The organism is Serratia sp. L9 (assembly GCF_050632285.1).
Taxonomy (GTDB): Bacteria; Pseudomonadota; Gammaproteobacteria; order Enterobacterales; family Enterobacteriaceae; genus Chania.
Genome location: NZ_CP192591.1, coordinates 444,758 through 465,784, shown reverse-complemented (window position 1 = coordinate 465,784; position 21,027 = coordinate 444,758). Strand labels below are relative to the sequence as shown.

The window sequence follows — 21,027 nt, the reverse complement described above, 5'->3', positions numbered from 1 at the left end:
TTTTGTACGGATTGTAACAAACAAAATTCCCAACACCAATCAGGATGCCAACAACCACCAGATTGCCTCAAAAGGCCGCAATATGCTGGCTCTGGGTTGTTCTGCCGCATCCGCATAGTTGCTCATCAATGGTCGCCACTGCTCGGAAATCTCCACGCCTGCGGCATCCCATGCCAGCAGCTCACGGCTCAGGTTGGCCACCACCAGTAGCCGTTGCCCATTCCAGCTACGTTGATAACACCAGAGTACCGGATGGGCTGGGGCCAGATCCTGATAGTCGCCGTGCGTCAGCAGCGGATACTGCTTGCGCAGGGTGATCAGATGACGATAGGCGTAAAACACCGAATCACGATCCGCCAACGCCGCTTCAGCATTAATCTGCGGGTAATTTTCCGCACAATCGATCCAAGGCGTGCCGCTGGTGAACCCTGCGTTGGCGCTGGCATCCCACTGCATGGGCGTGCGGCCATTATCCCGTGATTTGCTGGCCAGGATCGCCAACAGCTCGGCTTCACTTTTGCCCTGTGCGTGCAGTTCGGCGAACATGTTCAGGCTTTCCACATCGCGGTATTGGTCGATTTGGTTAAAGCCCGGGTTGGTCATGCCAATTTCTTCACCCTGGTAGATGTACGGTGTGCCCTGCATGCCGTGCAGCACCATCGCCAGCATCTTGGCCGCCGTTACCCGCAGTTCGCCTTCGTCGCCAAAGCGTGAAACGATGCGTGGCTGATCGTGGTTACACCAGAACAGCGCGTTCCAGGCGCGGTTGTGCATGCCTTGCTGCCAATGATGGAAAATCTGCTTTAGCTCGACATAATCCGGTGCCGCCAGCGTCCATTTCTGCCCGTTGGTATAATCCACTTTCAGGTGGTGGAAGTTGAAGGTCATCGACAACTCTTCACCACTCTGGGCGGCATATTGCTGGCAGTGCTCCAAAGTGGTGGAAGACATCTCGCCTACGGTCATCAGGCCGCGTGGCTGGAACACTTCTCTGCTCATTTCCTGCAAAAATTCGTGGATGCGTGGGCCATCGGTGTAGAAACGGCGACCATCGCCTTGCGTGTCGTCTGGGAAGTCCTGCTGCTTGGAAACCAGATTGATCACGTCCAGACGTAACCCATCGACGCCCTTATCAGCCCAGAACTGGCAGACTTTCTTCAGCTCTTCGCGCACCGGCGGGTGTTCCCAGTTCAGATCGGCCTGCTCGGTAGCAAACAGGTGCAGATAATACTGGCCGCTTTCGGCATGCCATTGCCAGGCATTGCCGCCAAACTTGGAACGCCAGTTGTTGGGCAGGGCATCGCCCTCACCCTCGCGCCAGATATAGAACTGGCGCATTGGGCTGCTGCTATCCTGCGCTGCTTTAAACCACGGGTGCTCGGTAGAAGTATGATTGAACACCATATCCATCACGATACGGATACTGCGTTGATGGGCCTGCGCCACCAGGTTTTCGAAATCGGCCATGGTGCCATAAGCCGGATCGATGGCGCAGTAGTCGGCCACATCGTAGCCGTTATCCACCTGTGGTGAGACATAGACCGGCGTCAGCCAGATGGCATCAACGCCTAACTCCTGCAAATAGTCCAGCCGCCGGGTCACCCCGGCCAGGTCGCCATAGCCATTACCGGTACTGTCCTGGAAGCTCTTCGGGTAGATTTGGTAGATGACGCCGTTCTGCCACCAGGGGATGAGGTTGTTCATAGTAATACCTTAATCGCAACACCCTCAATCTTCCAAGTTGCAGCGCTGTGGGCTGCAACTTGAAATCTGTCGGGTAAGAATGTGGAGTAAGTTTAGACCGGTAATTCGCCACGGCTGGCTTTACGTTTATAAACCATGATGGTCAACAGCAGCGGGATCACCACCGCCACCAGGATCGCCAGGGAGTAGATCAGCCAGAACTGCGGTTGGATAGATAAAATACCTGGCAGGCCACCAACGCCGATACCGTTGGCCATCACGCCGGTCAGGCCGCAGATCAGGCCTGCCATGGCGGAGCCAATCATGGCGCACAGCATCGGGAAGCGGTACTTGAGGTTGATACCGTACATGGCCGGTTCGGTGACGCCAAGATAGGCGGAAATGGCTGCCGGAACGGAAATTTCACGCTCGTTGGCCTTGCGGCTGACAATGATGATACCCAGCACCGCCGAGGCCTGCGCAATGTTTGAAAGGGCGATCAACGGCCAGACTGGGGTGCCGCCCATGCTTTGGATCATCTGCATATCAATGGCCAGCGTGGTCTGATGCACGCCGGTGATCACCAGCGGGGCATACAGGAAGCCAAACAGTGCCGCGCCGATAGGGGCGAAGCTGCCGGTCATCACCCATTTCACTGCCCAGGCTACGCCATCGCCGATCATGCGGCCAAATGGACCGATCAGCGTGTGCGCCAGGAAGACCGCCAACAATAAAGAAACTACCGGAACGATGACCAGATACAGGTAATCTGGCACGATCTTCTTCAAACGGGTTTCGATCCAGCCTAACGCCATACCGGCGAGGATCGACGGGATCACCTGCGCCTGATAGCCCACTTTCTCAATGGTGAACCAGCCAAAATTCCACACCTCTGGCACTTGCTGGCCCAGCAGGTAAGAGTTCATTAACTGTGGAGATACCAGGGTGATCCCCATCACGATGCCGAGCACCGGCGTGCCCCCCATCTTCTTCACCGTTGACCAACAGATGGCCACCGGCAGGAACATAAAGATGGCTTCACCGAGTAACCACAGGAAATCGTAAATGGTTTTCCAGGCCGGGTGCATCTGGGCCAGCGTCTGGCCACCGGACATGGGGATGTCGCCAATTACGTTGCGGAAACCGAGGATCAAACCGCCACTGATCAATGCAGGCAGCAGCGGGAAGAAGATTTCGGCAAAGTGGGAAATGCCCCGTTCGAACCAGGTCATATTCTGGCGAGCGGCCAGCTTGGCCTGCTCCTTATCGGCTTCGTTGATGCCGGTGGCGGCGATCAGCGCATGATAATAATCACCCACCTCGGGGCCGATCACCACCTGGAACTGCCCGGCGTTGGTGAAGCAGCCTTTGACCATCCGCAGTTGTTCAATCTCTTTCGGTTTGGCCTTGGCGGGATCGTTGAGAACGAAACGCAAGCGGGTAATACAATGGCTGACGGTGGCGATATTCTCGCGACCCCCCACCAGCTCAATCAGGCGATCGATGTCCTGCTGCTGAACTTTACTCATTAGGGAACCCTTTTTATCAGTGAGGCGCAGAGGTGTGGATACTCAAAGCTTAGCTACTCGCTGGTTTTTAGGAAATGGGAACGTTCCCAACTTGGAGCAGAGATCACAAAACGGATAATTAGTGACCTTTTTAGCCCGGTGGGCTTTATCTTCAGGCCAGTTTGCTGGGGATGATGATCTGACGAATGCTCTGTTCGCCGCTTAACTGGCCCAACAGCTGTAATGCTGCCTGTTGCCCAGCGGTGCCATAACCCAGTTCGACAGAGAATGTCTCGGGGAACAGGAAATTGAGCATCGGCGTATTACCGATGGCGCACACCTGTAACTGTGGGATGTGCTGCTGTTGCAGGTACTTCATCGCACCAAGGGCGATGGTATCAGACGCGCATACCAGCGCAGAGGTTTGCGGTTCAATCACGCTGGCGGCCAGTTGAAAACCGCTCTGATAGCTCAGCTCCCCCAGCGCGGCGAGAGGGGTGAGTTTCAGCCGTTGGCAAGTATCCAGATAGGCCTGATAACGGCGCATCCCGGTGGTGGCATCAGATTCCTGTACGCCGAGGTAGCTGATATGAGAATGACCCTGCTTGCGCAAACGTTGCATCAGCAGCTTCACGGCGCCGTCATCGTCATAACAGACGCTGGAGATACCCGGGTATTCACGGGCAACCACCACCATTTTGTTTTGCCAGGGTTTTAGCATATCAACGCTCAGGCCGGTGAAACCGAACAGGATCACGCCATCGACGTTACGCTGTTGCAGCACATGGAGATGTTCCTGTACCAGCCGGGTTTCAAACTGGCTTTCCATCACGATCGGGTCAAAACCCTGCTGATACAACAGCGGCAGCATGGTACGCACGGCCTGGTTTTCTGAAGGCGAATCGAGGCGGGAAACGATAATGGCCACCACTTTGTCACTCTGGCCACGCATCGCGCGCGCCGATTTTGACGGGGTAAAGCCCTGGCTGCGGATCACCGCCTCTACGCGTTCTCGGGTCTGTGGGCTTACGCTGCCTTCGTTGTTCATCACGCGTGATACGGTGGATTTACCCACGCCGCTCAGGCGGGCGATATCCTTGATTGTCAGCCGGTTTTGCATGGTTTATTTATCGTTTAGGTTAATAGGCTTAAACTTCGCATGCTTGTCACAATAGCGTATTTTACAGCACAGATCTTGATGCAAAGTCGCCATCGTGACGCAAAACGGAATAGCCGCAACTGCTGTTCCCACTTTTTCCTTACCGGAGGTTAATCCCTTAATGGACCCAGATCCGAGCCCGACAACATCCATTCGGCTCCCCGGTAAAACCTCATCGCTTTGCGCTGCTGTTTTACCGGTTTAGGTAAGCAGCGGCATTCGCCCCTGTTTTTATTGATAAAAAAGGATCTGCTCAGGCGGATGATTTTTTGGCGTGCCCGAAAATCGTACCCATTGGCAGCTTCACCATTCACCCATTGCCGTGAGGTATTGGGTGATGAGGTGCGAACTATGCAATTAAAAAACTCCCCCATCAGCTGCTGGGTCTGCTCAGCCGCAACTTGCCGCGCCGCCTGGTGCGGCGCGATACCCTGCTGGAAAGCGTTAGCGGAACGGCGCATGAGTTACCCGCCGGTTTGGCACAACAACGCCTGGAATGCGCGGCGGCCAGCTCAATGCAGCTTTATGAGCGTTTTGGCAGCCACCCGGAAGGGATCACCGAACATGAAGCGGCAACCGCACGTAGCCGGTATGGCGCCAACGTCATTGAAAACCAGCAGACCGAAAGCGGGTGGCTCCACCTGTGGCATTGCTATCGTAACCCATTCAACCTGCTGCTGACCGTATTGGCTTTAATTTCCTATGCCACCGAAGATTTGATTGGTGCGCTGGTGATTGGCCTGATGGTGCTGATTTCCACGTTGCTGCATTTTATCCAGGAAGCCCGTTCCAACAAGGCGGCGGATGCGCTGAAGGCGATGGTCAGTAACACCGCCACGGTGATCCGCAGCGATGCACTGACCGGTAGAAGTGAACATTGCGAACTGCCGATTTCGCAGTTGGTGCCGGGGGACATCATCAAGCTTTCGGCAGGGGATATGATCCCGGCAGATCTGCGCCTACTGTCGGCTAAAGACCTGTTTATCAGCCAGGCGGCGCTGACCGGTGAATCGCTGCCGGTAGAGAAAATGGCGCAACTGCGCAGCACAATCAGCGATCCGCTGGAAGGCCAGAACCTGTGCTTTATGGGCACCAATGTGGTGAGTGGCACCGCGCTGGCGATGGTGATCGGCACTGGCAGTGAAACCTATTTTGGTCAGTTGGCGCAGCGTGTCACCAGCCAGGATGAACAGCCCAATGCTTTTCAGAGTGGCATCAGCAAAGTGAGCTGGCTGCTGATCCGCTTTATGCTGGTGATGACGCCCATCGTGTTGCTGATCAACGGCTACACCAAAGGTGACTGGTGGGAAGCGGCGCTGTTTGCGCTTTCGGTCGCGGTCGGGCTGACCCCGGAAATGCTGCCGATGATCGTGACTTCCACTCTGGCGAAAGGGGCGGTGAAACTGTCGCGTCAGAAAGTGATCGTCAAACGTCTGGATGCTATCCAGAACTTTGGTGCCATGGACATTTTGTGTACCGATAAAACCGGCACATTGACGCAGGACAAGATCGTGCTGGAGCGCCATACCGATGTGTTTGGCACCAACAGCGAGCGCGTGCTGCGCTATGCCTGGCTGAACAGCTTCTACCAGACTGGGCTGAAAAACCTGCTGGATGTGGCGGTGCTTAACTGTGCCGATGAAAGCAAACAGCCAGATGCGTTGCAACATTACCGTAAGGTGGACGAGATCCCGTTCGATTTTGAACGCCGCCGTATGTCGGTGGTGGTAGCCAAAGAAATGGAATATCACGAACTGATATGCAAGGGGGCGCTGGAGGAGATGCTGGCGATCTGCAGCCATGTGCGGCAGGAAGGGGAGGTGATCCCCATCAGCGAAGCGCTGTTGGCGCGTATCCGCCGTATTACCGACGATCTCAATCAGCAGGGATTGCGCGTGGTGGCAGTGGCTAACAAGATCCTGCCAGCCACCGGCCATGAATATGGCGTGGCGGATGAATCGGATCTGATCCTGGAAGGGTATATCGCCTTCCTCGATCCCCCAAAGAAAGCACCGCCCCGGCATTGGCTGCGCTGAAACAGAACGGCGTCACCGTCAAGATCCTCACCGGTGACAACGAACTGGTGGCCGCCAAAGTGTGTAAAGACGTCGGTCTGGCGGCGGATCAAGTGCTGCGGGGCAGTGAGATTGAACTGATGGATGACCAGATGCTGGCGCAGGCTGCGGCACGCACGACGGTATTTGCCAAGCTGACGCCGTTGCATAAGGAACGTATCGTGCAACTGCTGCGTAAGCAGGGCCATGTGGTGGGCTTTATGGGGGATGGCATTAACGATGCCCCGGCGCTGCGTGCGGCAGATATTGGTATTTCGGTGGATTCCGCAGTGGATATCGCTAAAGAGGCTGCCGATATCATTTTGTTGGAAAAAGCCTGATGGTGCTGGAGCAGGGGGTGATCGAGGGCCGCCGTACCTTTGCCAATATGCTGAAGTACATCAAGATGACCGCCAGTTCCAACTTCGGCAACGTTTTCAGCGTGCTGATCGCCAGCGCCTTTTTGCCGTTCCTGCCGATGCTGCCGCTGCATCTGCTGATCCAGAACCTGATGTATGATATTTCGCAGATCGCTATTCCGTTCGATCATGTTGATGACGATCAGATAACCCAGCCACAGCGTTGGAGCTCCGCCGATCTGGGGCGCTTTATGGTGTTCTTTGGCCCGATCAGTTCGATCTTTGACGTATTGACCTTCTGCCTGATGTGGTACGTATTCAAGGCCAATACGCCAGAAATGCAGACGCTATTCCAGTCTGGTTGGTTTGTGGAAGGGTTGCTGTCGCAGACGCTGATCGTGCATATGATCCGCACGCGCAAAATACCGTTTATCCAGAGCCGCCCGTCATGGCCGCTGTGTGTGATGACGCTGGCGGTGATTGCCACCGGTATCGGCCTGACCTTCTCGCCGCTGGCCGGGTTCTTGCAACTGCAGGCATTGCCACTCAGCTATTTCCCTTGGCTGGTGGCGATCCTGGCCGGTTATATGGTGCTGACCCAGTGCGTCAAAGGTTGGTTTGTGCGCCGCTATGGCTGGCAATAACGCCATCATTGCATTGATGTTTCCCCCTCCCTAAGTGAGAGGGGGAACATCTTGACCACACTCCCCAGCCCAAACCAATCTGTGATCTATCGCACTATTTTGCCCTTGCCGTTGGACATCTGTGGCTTGCTCAGTCTTTATCTACCTCATTGGCTTTATTGATTTTTTTCCTCTGAGGAATTTTTAATGCACAGATCCTGCCGTTATACATTACTGGCTTCTTCGCTGTTATTGCCCTTCAGTGCGCTAGCCCAACCGGCTGGCGATCTGCCTTTAATGCCTTGGCCGCAACAGGTTGAGTTGGCGCAGCCACAAGGTAAATTGGTGCTGGATCACCGCCTGGCGATCAACGTTCAAGGTGATGATTTAGGGGACGCGCAAGCTCGTTGGCGTGATCGCCTGGCAATGCAAACCGGTTGGACGCTTTCACCGCAAGGGGAGAAAAACGGGGCGGCAACCATAGATATCATCATCAAGCATCAGGTTGCAGCCCAGCCCCTGCCGGACAGCGATGAAAGTTATCGGATAACGGTGACGCCGCAAGGCGCGACGCTGAACGCCAATACCCGGTTTGGCGCGCTGCGTGGCATGGAAACGCTATTGCAGTTGGTGCAAACTGACGGTGAAAACACGTTTATACCCTTAGTCAGTATCACAGACGTTCCGCGTTTCCCCTGGCGCGGTGTACTGCTGGATTCGGCGCGCCATTTCTTGCCGCTTGAGGATATTCTGCGCCAGCTAGACGGTATGTCGGCGGCCAAACTTAACGTGTTTCACTGGCACCTGACTGACGATCAAGGTTGGCGTTTTGCCTCCGAGCGCTATCCAAAGCTGCAGCAACTGGCCAGCGATGGCCATTTCTATAGCCGTGAGCAGATGCAGCAGGTTGTTGCCTATGCTACGGCGCGCGGCATTCGTGTGGTGCCAGAAATCGATTTGCCGGGCCACGCTTCCACTATCGCTGTCGCTTACCCTGAGCTGTTGAGCGCGCCGGGGCCTTATCAGATGGAACGCCGATGGGGCGTGCACAAGCCCACCCTCGATCCTGCCAATGACCAGGTTTATCAGTTTGTTGATGGCATAATCGGGGAATTGACGGCGATCTTCCCCGATCCCTACTTACATATTGGTGGCGATGAGGTGGATGCTACCCAATGGAAAGAATCGAAAGCCATACAGGCGTTTATGCAGCAGAATCAGTTGGCGGATACCCACGCGCTGCAAGCCTTCTTTAACCAAAAGCTGGAAAAGATCCTCGAAAAGCACCAGCGCCGCATGGTGGGTTGGGACGAGATCTATCACCCGACCCTGCCGCGTACGATCGTCATCCAATCCTGGCAAGGGCCTGATTCTTTGGGGGCAAGTGCGCAGGATGGCTATCAGGGGATCCTCTCAACCGGTTTCTATCTTGATCAGCCCCAAAGTACCGCTTACCACTACCGCAACGAAATTCTGCCGCAGCCGCTGGGGCTAGACACCGGAGTGCAAACCGGGGAACGGGCACAAAGCTGGCAGTTCACCATGCCACGCCTGAAGGGCAGCCCGGTAGAAGGTTCTTTTACGTTGATCGAGGGCAAACAGGGTTGGCGTGGATTTATTGATTTCAACGGGAAATCCCGCCGGGCAGTACAGAATATTGAATGGCGTACACCGCAGCAGGTGACTTTCCGCATCGATACCTGGATGGGGGATACCCGCCCGGTATTCACTCTGCAACAGGATCAACTGAGTGGTTATACCCTGGTGGGGAACGTACGCTACCCGACCACTGGCAACAAGCTGGCGGCTATCCCGGCAGGCAAAATGCCGGTGGTACCGGATGAGCAGCATCAGGCCAATATTCTGGGTGGGGAAGCCGCTTTCTGGGCAGAAAATATTCGCGCACCGATCCTCGATCTCAAATTATGGCCACGTACCTTCGCCGTAGCGGAACGTTTATGGTCAGCGAAAGATGTCACGGATGAAAATAATATGTACCAACGGCTGGCCGCAGTCGATGCCTGGTCGGTGGTTTCGGTCGGGCTGCAGCAACACGCTGAAACGGCGCGTGAGTTTACCCGGTTGGCTAACAGCGTAGATATCACCCCGTTGCAGATCCTCGCTGAAGCCGTGGAGCCCGCGCAGTATTACACACGCCACCATTTGAAATTCAAAGCCGGAAATTACCATCAGTTTGAACCACTCAACCGGTTTGCCGATGCACTGCCTCCAGAAAGCCGTGCGGTGCGCAGCCTTGATAACCAGGTGGCGTTGTTGTTGCAGGACCGAAATCACCAGGCGGCGGCGCAGGCTATCCGTGATCGTCTGCAAAACTGGCAGCGCAATAGTGCCCCAGTGAAGAAAGTGATTGCTGCAAACGTGGTGATGAAAGACCTGGCACCGGTAGCGCAGGATGTCAGTGCGTTGGCGGATTTGGGATTAATGCTGCTGGAGCATTATCAGCAGAATAAACCGTTGACCCAGGCCGAAGCAGAACAGGCGCAGCAACAGTTGGATGCGGCAGCGCAACTGCGTGATGAAGTAGTGATTGCGGCGGTCTATCCGCTGGAAAGGTTATTACGCAGTATCGCAGTGCAGTAACTGGCGTGCCAGTTTCCGCTCCCGGAGTGCTTTCGGGTGCGAGGGTTTTAGCGGGTCACAGGGACGTGTTTCGTGGCCAAATAATGTCCGATAATTTTGCCGTGAAGTTTGGTTTTGTTGAGGCAATAAAAACGGCCAGCAAAAGCTGGCCGCAGGATCAGACATCGCTGCGAATTAACGGCGAACGGCGATGGCTTCGATCTCTATTTTCACGTCTTTGGGCAAACGCGCCACTTCAACGCAGGAACGGGCCGGGAAAGGCGCATTGTGTTCGGTGAAGAAGGTTTCGTAGGTGGCATTAACGGTTGCGAAATCGTTCAGGTCTTTGACGAAAACGGTGGTTTTGACAATGTCGGCCACTTTCAGGCCTGCAGCTTCAACGATCGCTTTAACGTTTTCCAGTGACTGGCGAGCCTGAGCAGAAACGTCATCGGCAACGGTGCCGGTTTTTGGATCGACCGGGATTTGGCCAGAAGTGATGATCATGCTGCCCAGGTCAACGCCCTGCACGTAAGGACCAATGGCGGCTGGTGCGAGTTCAGTGCTGATATTACGTGACATTTTCTCTCCTGATATCCCTTTGGGCTTTAAACAGGCAGTTTGAAACCCATCGAGTAGAATTATTTTCAGAAACTCCATTATAAGGAGTGGCCGCCAGATTAACAGCGGCATACCCGGCAAAACAGGCGATTTTAGTCTGCCTGTAAGACTACCTGATGTTCGAACTCTTTCTCGCAGTAGCGGCATTTCAGGTGAACTTCACCGGCATGGGATTTGACGCTGAAGCTGGAAGCCACCGGCTCGCTGCGGCTGATACAGTTGCTGTTCGGGCAGGTCAGCACGCCGTCGATATGATCCGGCAGGCTGAGGGTCAGTTTACGTACCACTTCATAGTTGTCGATGCGGTTTACCGTTGCTTTCGGCGCGTACATCGCCAATTGGTTGGCCTGCTGTTCGGTCAGGAAGGTGTTTTCGATCTTGATCAGATCTTTACGGCCCAACTCTTTGGAAGGCAGGTTCAGGCCAATGGTGATGCGCTGATCGGTGGCGGTCAGTTTGAACAGCGAAAGCAGTTTGAAACCGATTTGAGCTGGAATGTGGTCTATCACCGTACCGCATTTGATCGCTTCAACCTGGAGTTTATTATCGTGAGTCATGGCGGTTCCCCCTTAAAGAGCAAAATCTGCGTTTAAAACCAGTGCTAACAGCGCCTGACGGGCGAAAATACCGTTGCCCGCCTGCTGGAAATAGTGCGCGTACGGTGTTTTATCCACTTCAGTGGCAATCTCATCAATACGCGGCAGTGGGTGCAACACTTTCATATTGTCGCGGGCACCGGCCAGGTCTGGGGCGCGCAGGACGAACTGTGCCTTCACGTTGGCGTATTCGGAAGGGTCCAGGCGCTCTTTCTGCACGCGGGTCATGTACAGAACATCCAACTCCGGCACCACTTCCTCAATGCTGTTGTGGCGGCTGTAGGAAATGCCTTTTTCGTCCAGCATTTTCAGGATATAGCTTGGCATAGCCAAAGCATCCGGTGCGATAAAGAAGAAGTGGTTGCCTTCGTATTTGGCCAGCGCCTGGGTGAGTGAATGCACGGTGCGGCCATATTTCAGGTCACCGACCATGGCGATGTTGATATTGCTCAGGCGGCCCTGGGTTTCCTGAATGGTGAACAGATCCAGCAGGGTTTGCGTCGGGTGCTGGTTGGAACCGTCACCGGCGTTCAAAACGGGAATACCACCGGCAAATTCTGATGCCAGGCGTGAAGCCCCTTCCTGCGGGTGGCGCATCACAATGGCGTCGACATAGGTGCTGACTACCGAGATGGTATCGGCCAGCGTTTCGCCTTTCTTGCCGAGCGAGGTGTTGCTGCTGTCGGAGAAGCCTACCACCGAAGCCCCCAGGCGCTGAATAGCGGTCTCAAACGAAAGGCGGGTGCGCGTGGATGCTTCAAAGAAGCAACTGGCGATCACCTTGTGCTTGAGCAGCTCTGGCTGCGGGTTAGCTTTCAGACTGGCGGCGGTGCTCAGCACCAGCTCCAGTTCTTCACGGCTGAGATCGTTAATAGAGATGATGTTCTTGCGATACAGCGGATTGGCCATGTTCACTCTCCTCGGATCAACCCCTTGGCTCGGGGTTCTTTCAATGTAAAAGCAATTCTGCGGACAAAAAAAGCCCCTCAACGAGGGGCCTTAAATGATAGGTAATGCAACAGGGGAAATAACGGCAGCTGGCCGCCGATAGGCAGTCGGTTTTGTCGAGTATGGCGAACAAAACAAACGTCGTTTTTCATGCTTTCTCCTGGCAAATTGTCGCGCATTATACTCGCGCTTTTTTCTCTGCAAGCGTTAAAACACCCGTTTTTTACAATTTTCGCAATCGATTGGCTTGTAACCCCTCTCCCGGTGGGAGAGAGCAGGGTAAGGGGCGTTTACCTGTGCCGGGCTAGTCCTGGACATGCTCCCCGGCCTGAAGCGCTGCCCGGTGATAATGGCGCACAATGTGGCCGCTCTGCATCAGGGCGGCACGCTCGGACATATGGGCTACCACATCGCCATCATGGCTGACCAGCAGATAGGTCATGCCGTGTTCGCGCTTGAGGTGGTTGAGCAGGTTGAGGATCTCCGCCTGCACCGACATATCCAGCGCGGAGGTCGGTTCATCCAACAGCAGCAGTTTGGGCCGCAACAGTAGGGCGCGTGCAATAGCCACACGCTGGCGCTGGCCGCCGGAAAGCTGGTGAGGATAGCGCTCCGCCATGGCCGCAGCCAACCCCACCTGCTGCAGGGCCTGGCCGATCCGCTCCGGGATATGTTTCTCGCCATGGATCTTTAGCGGCTCCCCGAGCGTACGCATAATCCTGTGCTGCGGGTGCAGCGAAGCGTAAGGATCCTGAAACACCATCTGCACGTCACGACGCAACTGGCCGGTAAAACGCTGTAACGGCGCAATAGCCTGGCCCAACAGCCGCACTTCACCGCTCCATTCACGTTGCAGACCCGCCAATACCCGCAACACGGTAGATTTACCGCAGCCGGAAGCGCCAATCAGGCTGAAGGTTTCCCCGGCTTCAACGGCAAAACTCACCGACTCCACCGCGATCTTACGCCCGTTATCCTGCGGGAAACTGACCTGCAGGTTTTCAATTTCAATCAGCGCCATCTTCGCTCCGGGTAAAATCGATGCTGCGATCCAGCACCGGCAGATCCTGGCTATAGGTCGCCGCGTTGGGGCGGCAGGCCCACAGTGTGCGGGTGTAGGGGTGAGTCGCCAACGGCAGGTTGGCCGCGATCCCCTGATCCACCAGCTTCCCCTGATACATCACCAACACCCGATCGCAGCGTTCCGCCACCAGCGGCAGATCGTGGCTGATCAGCAACAGCCCCATGTTACGTCGGGTTGTTTGTTCAACGATTAGATCGAGGATCTGATTGCGCAGCCTGGCGTCCAGTGCTGAGGTGGGCTCATCGGCAATCAGCAGTTGCGGGTCGTTAACCAGCGCAATCGCCAGCATGGCGCGCTGGCCCATACCGCCGGAAAGCTGGCCGGGGTAACTGTGATAAGCGCTCTCCGGCAGGCCGACGGCCGCCAGTGAGTTCAGCACCCGTTCAAGGCGATCGGCCCGGGTAAGGGCGTTATGCAGCCACAGGGATTCTTCAATCTGTTTGCCGATGCTGCGCACCGGGTTCAAGGCGTAACGGGGGTCCTGCAACACCATGGCGATTTTTGCGCCGCGTATTGGGTTCCACTGGCGCGGTTTTAACGCCAGCAGATCGGTCTGGCGGTAGCTGAGTCTGTCGGCGGTTACGATGCCCGGTTTGCGCACCAGCCCCATCAGGGCACGGGCGGTCATGGATTTACCGGAGCCGGATTCCCCCACCAACGCCACTTTTTCACGACCGATATGCAGCGAAAGGCTATCCACCACCTTATGGCCGTTAAACTCGATGTTGAGATTGCGTGCGGTTAATAATGGCTCAGTCATGATGCGGATCCAGTAAGTCGCGCAGGCCATCGCCCAGCAGGTTAAACGCCAGGCTGCTGATCAGGATCGCACCCCCGGGATCGCGGCGATCCACCACTGATCGAAGATCACCTGCATACCGTCCGCCACCATAGATCCCCATTCCGCCATCGGAGGGCGAGCCCCCAGGCCAAGGAACCCCAAACCGGCGGCGGCAAGAATAATCCCTGCCAGATCCAGCGCCAGCCTGACCACGGCAGAAGGCAGGCACATGGGCAGGATATGGCCCCACAACAGGCGTGGCCCCTGGATGCCCATCATCTCGGCGGCGGCCAGATAGTCGCTTTTACGTAACAGTTGGATCTCGGCCCTTGCCTGGCGTGCGTAGGCAGGCCAGGTGGTGAGTGCCAATGCCAACGCGCCGTTGACCAATCCAGGCCCGAGCATGGCGACAAAGGCAAAGGCCAGGATCAACCGTGGCATCGACATGACCACATCGGTAAAGCGCATCAGTACGCGCTCCATCCAGCCGCCGTAATAGCCAGAAAGCACGCCAACCAGCAGGCCGAGCGGTAAGGTGATCGCCGTGACCAGCAACACCAGCCCAAGCATCGGGCGGGTACCATAAATCAGGCGGGAAAGCACATCGCGGCCATAGCTGTCGGTGCCAAGCCAGTGACCGGCACTGGGTGGCAGCAGGCGATTGGCGGCGTTTTGCCAGTTGGGATCGACCGGTGCCAGCCAGGGGGCGAACAGCGCAATCAATACCAGCAGCAGCAAGATAAAGGCTCCGCAGGTGGCGGAAGGTGAGCGTTTGAGTCGCGTCATGATCATTTAGCGCGCCCTCGGGTCAAGCAAACGCACCAGCAGATCGGTGAGGTTGTTAATGATAACAAAGCACAGGCCTATCAGCAGCGTGCCGCCCATGATGGCGGTGGTATCACCGGCAAATAGCGCGGTAGTCAGGTAGCGGCCAATGCCTGGCCAGGAGAATACCGTCTCGGTCAGCACCGCGCCTTCCAGCATACTGGTGTAAGCGAGGGCGATCACCGTCAGTAAGGTGCCGCTGATATTCGGCAACACATGGCGGAACATAATCCGCATCTCACTGGCGCCTTTGGCGCGGGCCAGCATAACGTATTCCTTGTTTAACTCGCTTAAGCAGGCGGAGCGCGTCAGGCGTGTGATGCTGGCCAGTGAGTAATAAGCCAGCAGGCAGACCGGCAGCACCAGGTGCGCCAACGCATTGCGTACTGCACCCATATCGCCGGAAAGCCAGGTATCGATCAGGACGAAGCCGGTTTTGGCCTCGACGCTGTATTGGTAGATATCATCCAACCGCCCCGGCCCGGCGCTCCACTGCAGCTTGGCGTAAAACAGCAACAGCATTAACAGACCCAGCCAGAAGATGGGCACCGAATTGCCGAGCAGGGTGATAAAACGCACGGAGATATCCAGCTTGCTGCCTGCAAAACGTGCGCACAGCACGCCGAACAGGACGCCGAGCGTGGCGCCGATCACCAGCGACAGCGTGGCGAGTTCCAGCGTGGCCGGAAAGGCATGCAGCAGATCCTGCAACACCGGTTGGCCGGTGGCGCTGGAGATACCCAGATCGCCGTGGACCAGCCGCTCCAGATAGTGCCAGAACTGCACCGGCAGGGAGCGATCCAGGCCAAGCTGGTGCTTGACCTGTTCATAGGTGGCGGCGCTGGCGTGATCGCCGACGATCTGCAACACGCGATCCACCGGTGAGAGTGCTGACAGCAGGAAAGTGATCAACAACAGGCCGAACAGGGTCAACGCCAGTTGGAGCAGCCCCTGTGCCAATCGCCAAAGAAGACGCCGGGTAGCCCCACCCGGCGTAGATTTTATTGCTACCGACATGACAATCCTGATTATTTGCTAACGCGATCGTAATAGACCATATCTGCATTCAGGCCCTGTTGGTAGCCTTTCACGTTATCGCGCAACACCACCTGCGTTTTGGCCTGATCGATAAACACATACGGCGAACTGCGCTGCAGTTCCTGCTGCATGGCGGTATACAGTGCGGTGCGTTTGGTCGGATCGGCCTGTGCCACCGCCGCCAGCGTCTGCTGGTTCAGTTCAGGGATCTGCCAACCGTTCAGCCCGGCAACCGTGCTGCCTTTACCGTCGTTATAGGCGAAGGCGCTGGCGTTGGAGTGGGCGTCAAAGTAATCCGGGATCCACAGGCGGATCGCCGCCTGATGCTGTTTGGCGCGCACGCGGGCATACACCTGGCTACCGGCGGCAGGCAACAGATCGAGCTTGACGCCACCTTGGGCGAAGCTGGCCTGTAGTGACTGGGCGATAGTGATAAACGGCGGTTTGTTTTCCACGTCCAGCGTCAGGCTGGCGTTGGTGATCCCGGCTTTTTCCAGGATTGCCCTGGCCTTGGCCGGATCGAAGCTGAATGGATTAGCTTCCAGCGCCCCCGGCAGGCCAACCGGCAGGAAGCTTTGATGGATGAAATATTGCCCTTTCAGCAGATCTTTGGTGATGCCCTGATAATCCACCAGATAACGCGCAGCTTCCCAGAAGGCCGGGTTTTTCAGCAGAGGATTGGCAGAATTACCGCTATTGAACACCAGGTAATTCTGTTCGGCGGAAGGGATTTCCAGCACTTTCACACCGGCCTGGCTCTTCAGCGCGGCGGTCTGATCCGGGCCGAGTTCACGCGCCACGTCGGCATCGCCTTGCTGGATCAGCAGGCGGCGCGCGCTTGGGTCCGGCACGTTTTTTATGATGATATTGCTGAGCAGCGGCTTATCACCCGGTGAGGTTGGGTTGGCATCCAGCACGATCGCCTGATGCGGTTGATAAACCCGCATCTTGAACGGGCCGCTACCGGCAGAGTGCATTTTCAGCCAGGCGTTGCCGAAGTCCTCGCCCTTCACATTGGGCTGCACCGTTTTGCTATCGACGATGGAGGCGATTGGCGTGGAGAGAATATTCAGCGCCACCGCCGGGCTGACGTCTGCCGTCCAGCTAAGTTGCACAGTATGATCGTCGATCTTCTTCAACTGTTGTTGGATATTGTCCGGTTGCCAGCCGAGCACGTTGAGAATAAATGCCGGTGACTTGTTCATTTTCACCGCGCGGGTATAAGAGAAAATCACGTCATCGGCGGTCAGTGGGTTGCCGGAAGAGAAGGCCGCCTGTGGGCGCAGTTTCACCGTCAGGGTCTTGGCGGCGGCATCATCCTGCCAGCTTTCCGCCAGCACCGGGATCACCTTGGCCGGGTTGTCCCGATCGGCCTGCACCAGACGCTGATAGAGGCTCGGCACGGTCTGGATACTGGAAAGCTCGTTGGCCTCCGCCGGATCCAGGCTGACGATATCATCCAGTGACTGAACCACCACCAGCGTATTAGGTGGCGTGGCGGCCAGTGCGGCAGTGGAAAGAGCAGCAAGAATTAACAGCGGCAAGACTTTGGCTTTCATAGACGTATCCCTTAAATGTGCCGGTAGACCAGAACGGAGAAGAGGTTGTTATCATTGTTTTTTACGGCTGTTCAGCCGTCAGAATGCCACGGTAGAACGTTCATAAAAAGCTGGCAAAGGCCATTGAGTTATTTGATATAGCGAAATCAACTATACCCGTCGTCTTTCATGCTGCAGCGTTATTGGCTGCAACGCCAGGATCAGGGGAAGGGGTTGGGGAAGGCTCAAAGAACCCTCCCCATTTTTTGCCTGTGCGTGACGCGCCCCGGCAATTTAAGTGAGGCTTACAGGGTGTTGCTCAGCGTGGCGACCATCACCGCTTTAATGGTGTGCAGGCGGTTTTCTGCCTGATCGAACACCACGCTGTGTGCCGATTCGAATACTTCATTCGTCACTTCCATGCCGCCATGCATGCCGTACTGTTCCGCCATCTGCTTACCCAGCGTGGTTTGATCGTCATGGAAGGCGGGCAGGCAGTGCAGGAATTTCACCTGTGGGTTGCCGGTCAGTTTAACCATGGCCATATTCACCTGATAAGGTCGCAGCAACGCAATACGCTCCTGCCACACTTCTTTCGGCTCTCCCATGGAGACCCAAACGTCGGTGTACAGGAAATCGGCCCCTTGCACTCCTTCGGCAATGTCTTCGGTGAGCGTTATTTTGCCACCGGTCTGCTGTGCCAACTCCTGGCACTGGGCGACCAGCTCGGCCTGCGGCCAGCAGGCTTTCGGCGCGACCAGACGCAGATCCATCCCCACCAGCGCCGCTGCCTCCAACAGGGTATTGCCCATATTGTTGTGTGCATCACCAAGGTAGGCGAATTTCACCTCATTCAAGGCTTTGCCCGGCAAGTGCTCACGCACGGTGAGCAAGTCTGCCAGCAACTGGGTCGGGTGGAATTCGTTGGTCAGGCCATTCCATACCGGTACGCCTGCATGTTCTGCCAGCATTTCTACCAGGCACTGGCCAAAACCCCGATACTGAATACCGTCATACATACGGCCCAGGACGCGGGCAGTGTCTTTCATGGATTCTTTATGGCCAATCTGGCTACCGCTTGGGCCAAGGTAGGTAACGTGCGCCCCTTGGTCGAATGCGGCAACTTCGAAAGAGCATCGGGTGCGGGTTGAGTCTTTTTCGAAGATGAGCGCAATGTTTTTACCTTGCAGGTGGCGGGTTTCCTGGCCCTGCTTTTTGGCCTGCTTTAACTCTGCCGCCAGTTGCAGCAAGGACTGGATCTCGCTGGGGGTAAAATCCATTAACCTCAAAAAGTGACGATTGTAGAACGGGTTCATCTGGCTCATCTCCGTATATCCTGATCGTTTAGAATGAATTAAAATTCACTTTATATGTATGAATATTCAATTTCAACCCCGGAAGAGAAATCTTTCACGTTTATCATGGCAGCAGTGGCGGTGGTGTGTGAAAATAGAAGTAATGAAGTCCATTTTATTGAGGATAGAGGAATGGCAAACCGCGAATTGCTGGAAGAACAACGTGAAGAAACCCGCCTGATCATCGAAGAACTGTTGGAAGATGGCAGCGATCCGGATGCGCTCTACACCATCGAGCACCATTTCTCTGCCGAAAAGTTTGAAGTTTTGGAGCAGGCTGCCGTTGAAGCCTTCAAGTTAGGCTACGAAGTGACCGATGCCGAAGAACTGGAAGTGGAAGATGGTTCCCTGGTGATGTGCTGTGACGTGATCAGCGAAGTTGCCCTGAATGCCGAACTGATCGACAGCCAGGTGGAACAACTGGTGGCACTGGCAGAAAAATGCGGTGTCAATTACGACGGTTGGGGCACCTATTATGAAGATCCGAACGGTGAAGAAGGCGACGACGAAGACGGCGACTTTATCGATGAAGACGACGACGGCAAACGTCATTAATTAAATCCTGAAGGCCGGTTCTCACCGGCCTCTGATAAGACCCGATGAAATACCAATCCTTACTATCTCCGATTGTAAACTTCCTGCACTGCGAAACCCCGGACGGCTGGATCGGCGCCCGGAAAACCTGCATCTGTTGCTGACCGACCATCTGGTGTGTGAATTAAAAGCGGCACAGACCGGCATGTGGCTGATCCGCCGCTATGTGGCAGACAAAGAGAGCGGTGACGCCTTGTTGGCGCTGCTCAAACCCTACGAGGCGTTTGTGCACGAGGAGCAGGATGTGCCGGAAGCGCTGTTTCGGCAAAGCGCGTTCACCAGGAAAATCCTGCCGAAAAATGGCTCGGCCTACGGCCAGGATCTGGTGGACAAGATGGTGTTGCTGATAAAAGAAGAACTGCACCATTTCTCGCAGGTTTTGGAGATTATGCAGGCCCGGCAGATCCCATATAGAAAGATCACCGCCAGCCGTTATGCCAAGGGAATGCTCCGTGAAGTTCGCACTCACGATCCGGCAACCCTGATCGACAAACTGATCTGCGGTGCTTATATCGAGGCCCGTTCCTGCGAACGCTTTGCCAAACTGGCCCCTTTTCTGGATGATGAACTGCACCGGTTCTATGTTTCACTGCTGCGATCCGAAGCGCGCCACTATCAGGATTACCTGCAGTTGGCAGAGCAGATTGCCAATGGCGACATCAGTGAACGCGTGGCGTACTTTGGCCGTATTGAGGCGGAGCTAATCCAATCGCCTGATAGCGAATTCCGTTTTCATAGCGGCGTGCCGGTGGCCTGATTTCTTGATGTTCAATCCTCTTTGCGCCTTCTTCTCCGGGCGCGATATTCACGCTAAGGCAGGAAATCGGCATACAACCGCTGGCCACGGTAGCCTATGCGCTGTGAGAGCTCCAAAGCCGTATCGGAGATCAGTTTCCCCAACGCGGCAATTTTTTCCGGTTGGTGGTTAATTTTGGTAAACAGATTGGCAACGCTGATGGCGGCATAGACCTTACCCTGAAGGTTGTAGATCGGCGCGGCAAGGCAGAAAACTTCTGCGTTATGTTCGCGATCGTCAACCGCATAACCTTGCTGGCGTGCCTGATTTAAAATGGCGAAGAACTTCGCTTCATCGGTCACGGTATAGGGCGTGATGGGCTTCAGCCCGCCAGTGCGTGCCAGAATGGCCCTGATTTCATCGTCGGGTAACGTAGCCAGGATAGCTTTACCCAGGCCGGTACAGTACAGCGGGTTATTTGAACCAATTCTGGCGGAGGTTCTGACAGAGTTGGGGCTTTCCACTTTATCGAAATAAACCAGCTCGTCATTATTGAGCAACGCCAGAAACACGGTTTCACCTGCGACTTCTGCGAGCTTTTCCAGCATCGCATGCGCCACATTGTGAAAAGGAGTCTGTTCAAGATAGCAGGCGCCCGTCTGGAACAATTTTACGCCCAGTTTAAACGACTTCTGCTTCTCGTTGGCTTGCTCCAGGTAGCCTTTATCGAGCAGGGTGTAGAGAATATCAAAGGTGGTGCTCTTTGGGATGCCCAGCTGTTTGCTGATTTCGGTAATGGTCAGTTCGTTTTTGCTTGCCGCGACCAGCTCCAGCATATCCAATGCCCGGGCAACCGAACGATTTATCTTTTCAGACACAGGCTTACCTCACTGTCATTTTTATAGCTGGCAGTATAACGAGGTAATGGGAGTGAATACAGCGGCC

The 21,027-nt window shown here is 55.6% G+C and carries 14 protein-coding genes and 3 pseudogenes; 4 read left to right on the top strand and 13 right to left on the bottom strand.

Features of this window, described 5'->3' with window-relative positions; translation table 11 throughout:
* Positions 1 to 39: 39 nt before the first annotated feature.
* From treC to treR, 3 genes are all read right to left on the bottom strand, one after another.
* Positions 40 to 1,704 (bottom strand): alpha,alpha-phosphotrehalase, encoded by a 1,665-nt coding sequence (gene treC / locus ACQ86O_RS02140; protein WP_431223956.1) that lies wholly within the window; start codon positions 1,702 to 1,704, stop codon positions 40 to 42.
* A gap of 92 nt (positions 1,705 to 1,796) precedes the next feature.
* On the bottom strand, positions 1,797 to 3,212 hold the full coding sequence (treB, locus tag ACQ86O_RS02135; protein ID WP_431223955.1) for a PTS trehalose transporter subunit IIBC: 1,416 nt from the start codon (positions 3,210 to 3,212) through the stop codon (positions 1,797 to 1,799).
* 151 nt (positions 3,213 to 3,363) lie between these two features.
* The gene (treR, locus tag ACQ86O_RS02130; RefSeq protein WP_431223954.1) at positions 3,364 to 4,311 is read right to left on the bottom strand and encodes a trehalose operon repressor TreR; all 948 of its coding nucleotides are present in this window, start codon (positions 4,309 to 4,311) and stop codon (positions 3,364 to 3,366) included.
* Between the two features lie 395 nt (positions 4,312 to 4,706).
* On the opposite strand from treR, the pseudogene mgtA reads away from it, so the two are divergent.
* Positions 4,707 to 7,407 (top strand): annotated as a pseudogene (gene mgtA, locus ACQ86O_RS02125) (magnesium-translocating P-type ATPase).
* A gap of 186 nt (positions 7,408 to 7,593) precedes the next feature.
* Entirely contained in the window at positions 7,594 to 9,987 is a 2,394-nt protein-coding gene (locus ACQ86O_RS02120) for a beta-N-acetylhexosaminidase (RefSeq protein ID WP_431223953.1), read from the top strand.
* 174 nt (positions 9,988 to 10,161) lie between these two features.
* On the opposite strand, the gene ridA is transcribed toward ACQ86O_RS02120, so the two are convergent.
* From ridA to argF, 9 genes and pseudogenes are all read right to left on the bottom strand, one after another.
* Positions 10,162 to 10,548, bottom strand: a complete 387-nt coding sequence (ridA, locus tag ACQ86O_RS02115; protein ID WP_431223952.1) for a 2-iminobutanoate/2-iminopropanoate deaminase — start codon at positions 10,546 to 10,548, stop codon at positions 10,162 to 10,164.
* Between the two features lie 131 nt (positions 10,549 to 10,679).
* Entirely contained in the window at positions 10,680 to 11,144 is a 465-nt protein-coding gene (gene pyrI, locus ACQ86O_RS02110; protein ID WP_431223951.1) for an aspartate carbamoyltransferase regulatory subunit, read from the bottom strand.
* 12 nt (positions 11,145 to 11,156) lie between these two features.
* Entirely contained in the window at positions 11,157 to 12,092 is a 936-nt protein-coding gene (gene pyrB, locus ACQ86O_RS02105; protein ID WP_431223950.1) for an aspartate carbamoyltransferase, read from the bottom strand.
* Positions 12,093 to 12,435: 343 nt separating this feature from the next.
* Positions 12,436 to 13,152 carry an ABC transporter ATP-binding protein gene (locus ACQ86O_RS02100; RefSeq protein ID WP_431223949.1) on the bottom strand — a complete coding sequence of 239 codons (717 nt, stop codon included), beginning with the start codon at positions 13,150 to 13,152 and terminating at the stop codon, positions 12,436 to 12,438.
* Positions 13,139 to 13,975, bottom strand: a complete 837-nt coding sequence (locus ACQ86O_RS02095; RefSeq protein WP_431223948.1) for an ABC transporter ATP-binding protein — start codon at positions 13,973 to 13,975, stop codon at positions 13,139 to 13,141. Before ACQ86O_RS02095 ends, ACQ86O_RS02100 begins: the two co-directional genes overlap by 14 nt.
* Positions 13,968 to 14,788: pseudogene (locus ACQ86O_RS02090) on the bottom strand (ABC transporter permease). Before ACQ86O_RS02090 ends, ACQ86O_RS02095 begins: the two are co-directional and overlap by 8 nt.
* Positions 14,789 to 15,838: an ABC transporter permease gene (locus ACQ86O_RS02085; RefSeq protein WP_431223947.1), complete on the bottom strand. Its 1,050-nt coding sequence runs from the start codon at positions 15,836 to 15,838 to the stop codon at positions 14,789 to 14,791. It abuts the pseudogene before it with no gap.
* Between the two features lie 11 nt (positions 15,839 to 15,849).
* Complete coding sequence (locus ACQ86O_RS02080; protein WP_431223946.1) at positions 15,850 to 17,418, bottom strand: ABC transporter substrate-binding protein; 1,569 nt, start codon at positions 17,416 to 17,418, stop codon at positions 15,850 to 15,852.
* A 284-nt stretch (positions 17,419 to 17,702) separates the two neighbouring features.
* Positions 17,703 to 18,722, bottom strand: a complete 1,020-nt coding sequence (gene argF, locus ACQ86O_RS02075; RefSeq protein ID WP_431223945.1) for an ornithine carbamoyltransferase — start codon at positions 18,720 to 18,722, stop codon at positions 17,703 to 17,705.
* 162 nt (positions 18,723 to 18,884) lie between these two features.
* Between argF and rraB the strand changes: the two genes are divergently transcribed.
* The gene (gene rraB, locus ACQ86O_RS02070) at positions 18,885 to 19,307 is read left to right on the top strand and encodes a ribonuclease E inhibitor RraB (RefSeq protein ID WP_431223944.1); all 423 of its coding nucleotides are present in this window, start codon (positions 18,885 to 18,887) and stop codon (positions 19,305 to 19,307) included.
* A gap of 172 nt (positions 19,308 to 19,479) precedes the next feature.
* Positions 19,480 to 20,103, top strand: a pseudogene (miaE, locus tag ACQ86O_RS02065) (tRNA isopentenyl-2-thiomethyl-A-37 hydroxylase MiaE); the annotation flags it as partial.
* A 53-nt stretch (positions 20,104 to 20,156) separates the two neighbouring features.
* Here miaE and ACQ86O_RS02060 read toward each other — a convergent pair.
* Complete coding sequence (locus ACQ86O_RS02060) at positions 20,157 to 20,960, bottom strand: IclR family transcriptional regulator (RefSeq protein ID WP_431223943.1); 804 nt, start codon at positions 20,958 to 20,960, stop codon at positions 20,157 to 20,159.
* Positions 20,961 to 21,027 lie beyond the last annotated feature (67 nt).